Origin of the sequence: Streptomyces sp. NPDC051364 (assembly GCF_040682115.1) — a bacterium.
Classification (GTDB): Bacteria; Actinomycetota; Actinomycetes; order Streptomycetales; family Streptomycetaceae; genus Streptomyces.
In genome coordinates, this window is the sequence record NZ_JBFBAH010000081.1 from 1 (window position 1) to 2,613 (window position 2,613).

The window sequence follows — 2,613 nt, forward strand, 5'->3', positions numbered from 1 at the left end:
ACGAGGATGAGGATGATCGCGAGGAACACGCCGGGCAGGTCGATGTTGTTGCGGCCGTTCTCCAGGAGCTGGCCGAGGCCGAGGCCGAGGTCGGGGGAGCTGGCGATGATTTCGGCGGCCATGAGGGAGCGCCAGGAGAAGGCCCAGCCCTGCTTGAGGCCGGCGAGGTAGCCGGGGAGGGCGGCGGGCATGACCACGTGCCGGGCGCCGCGCAGGCCGGTGGCGCCGAGGGTGCGGCCGGCGCGCAGGAACAGCGGGGGGACCTGGTCGATGCCGGAGACGAGGCCGTTGGCGATGGAGGGGACGGCGCCGAGCAGGATCACCGTGTACATCATGGCGTCGTTGAGGCCGAACCAGAGCACGGCCGGGGGCACCCAGGCGACCGAGGGCAGGGACTGCAGGCCCTGGAGGATCGGGCCGATCGCGGCGCGGACGAACTTGACGCGGGCGACGATCAGGCCGAGCGGGGTGCCGATGGCCAGGGCGAGGAGGAAGCCGAGCAGGCCGCGGGAGACGCTGGTCCAGATGACCTCGAGCAGGGTGCCCTTGAGCCACATTCCGGACAGGCTGTCCCACACTGCGGATAGCGAGGGGAGCTTGGTCTCGTCGGTGACCTTCGCCGCGACGAGGATCTGCCACACCAGCAGGACCAGGCCGACGGCGATGACCGGCGGCAGGACCTTTTTGACGAGGACCTCGCGGGCGGGGGTGCGGTGGGTCTGGACCGCGTCGAGCGCGTCCAGGCCGGCCTCCAGGCCCGCCAGGTCGTCGCTCCTGGCGCCGGCCGCGGCCTTCGGGGTGGTGTCAGTGCTGGCCATGGCGGCGGATCTCCCCACGCAGGTGTTCAGTGATCTCGACGGACAGTTCCGCGACGTCCGCGTCCTCGATGCGGCGCGGCTGCGGGATGTCCACGGTCCATTCCTTGGCGATCCGGCCGGGTCGTGAGGAGAGCAGGACCACGCGCTGGGCGAGGCGGACGGCCTCGCGCACGTTGTGCGTGACGAAGAGGACGGAGACGTCCGTCTCGGCCCAGATGCGGGTGAGTTCGCCGTGCAGGACGTCCCGGGTGATGGCGTCCAGGGCCGCGAACGGTTCGTCCATCAGGAGGAGCCGGCTGTCCTGGGCGAGGGCGCGGGCCAGGGCGACGCGCTGGCGCATGCCGCCGGACAGTTCGTGGACCCGCTTGCCGTACGCGCCGCCGAGGCGGACCAGCTCGAGCAGCCGTTCGGCCTCGGGCTTGCGGTCGGCCTTGGCCACCCCGCGCAGGCGCAGGGCGAGTTCGATGTTCTTGCCCGCGGTGAGCCACGGGAAGAGGGCGTGTTCCTGGAACATCAGGGCGGGCCGGCCGGCGGTCTCGATGGTGCCCGTGCTGGGCTTGTCGAGTCCGGCGACCAGGTTGAGCAGGGTGGACTTCCCGCACCCCGAGGCCCCCAGGATGGTGACGAACTCGCCGGGAGCGACATCGAGGCTGATGTCGTCCAGGACGAGCTGCGATCCGGCCGGGCCGGAGAAGGACTTCGAGACGTGCGCGATGCGGGCGGCGTGTGTCTGCTCCGCTACCGTGCCCTCGGCAGCCTTGGCGAGTGTGGTGGCCATGGTCGTCACCTCCTGGGGTTTGTACGGACGGGCTGCTGTGTTACTTGGAACCACTGGCGCCGAGGCCGGCGTCGGCGACCTCGGGCTTGCCGGCCGCCTTGAGGACCTTGTTCAGGAGCGTCAGGTCGTAGATGCCGGCGAGGTCGGGCTGCTCGATGAGCTTGGCCTTGACCGCCCAGTCGGACTCGGTCTTCAGCGTGTTGGCGAGGGGGTCGTCGGTGACGAGGATGCTCTTCCACGCCGGGTCGATGACCTTCGCGTCGAGCGGCTTGCCGCCCTCGGCCTCCAGCTTCGCGTTCGCGGAGGCCTTGGCCTTGTCCGGGTTGGCGTTGATCCAGTCGTTGGTCTTGACCGTGCCGCGCAGTACGGCCTCGACGACGTCGGCGTGCTCCTTGAGGAACTTCTGCGACACGATGATGTTCGTGATCACGAACTTCTTGTCGGGCCACAGGGCGGTCTCGTCGAGGAGGACGGAGCCGCCGTCGGCGACCAGCTTGGAGGCGGTCGGCTCGGGCACCCAGGCGCCGTCGATCGAGCCCTGCTTGAAGGCGTCCGGGGTCACCTTGTTGTCCGTGCGGACGACGGAGACGTCACCCTTGCCGGACTCCGGGTCGACCTTCCAGCCCTTCTCGGAGATCCAGTTGAGGAACGCGACGTCCTGCGTGTTCCCCTTCTGCGGGGTGGCGATCTTCTTGCCCTTGACGTCGTCCAGGGTCTTGATCTTGTCCGGGTTCACGACCAGCTTCACGCCGCCGGAGGCGGATCCGGAGACGATCCGCAGGTTGGTGCTCTTGGACTTCACGTAGCCGTTGATCGCCGGCGAGGGGCCGATGAAGCCGATGTCGAGAGAGCCCCCGTTGAGGGCCTCGATCTCGGACGGGCCGGCGTTGAAGGTCTGCGGCTTGATCGCGGTGCCGCCGAGCTCCTTGGCGATCAGGCCCTCCTGGATGCCGACCAGAGCGGTGGCGTGCGTCAGGTTCGGGAAGTACCCGATACGGACCTCGGAGGCCGAGAGCT

At 69.3% G+C, this 2,613-nt stretch carries 3 protein-coding genes; all 3 read right to left on the reverse strand.

Features of this window, described 5'->3' with window-relative positions; all coding sequences use genetic code 11:
- Positions 1-818, reverse strand: an 818-nt coding sequence (locus tag AB0M76_RS43350) for an ABC transporter permease subunit (RefSeq protein WP_365958279.1), incomplete at its 3' end; no start/stop codon positions are given.
- A complete protein-coding gene (locus AB0M76_RS43355; protein ID WP_365958280.1) occupies positions 805-1,596 on the reverse strand; it encodes an ABC transporter ATP-binding protein in 792 nt (263 codons plus the stop codon). The genes AB0M76_RS43355 and AB0M76_RS43350, both read right to left, overlap by 14 nt.
- 40 nt (positions 1,597-1,636) lie before the next feature.
- On the reverse strand, positions 1,637-2,613 hold a 977-nt coding region (locus tag AB0M76_RS43360), incomplete at its 5' end, for an aliphatic sulfonate ABC transporter substrate-binding protein (protein ID WP_365958281.1).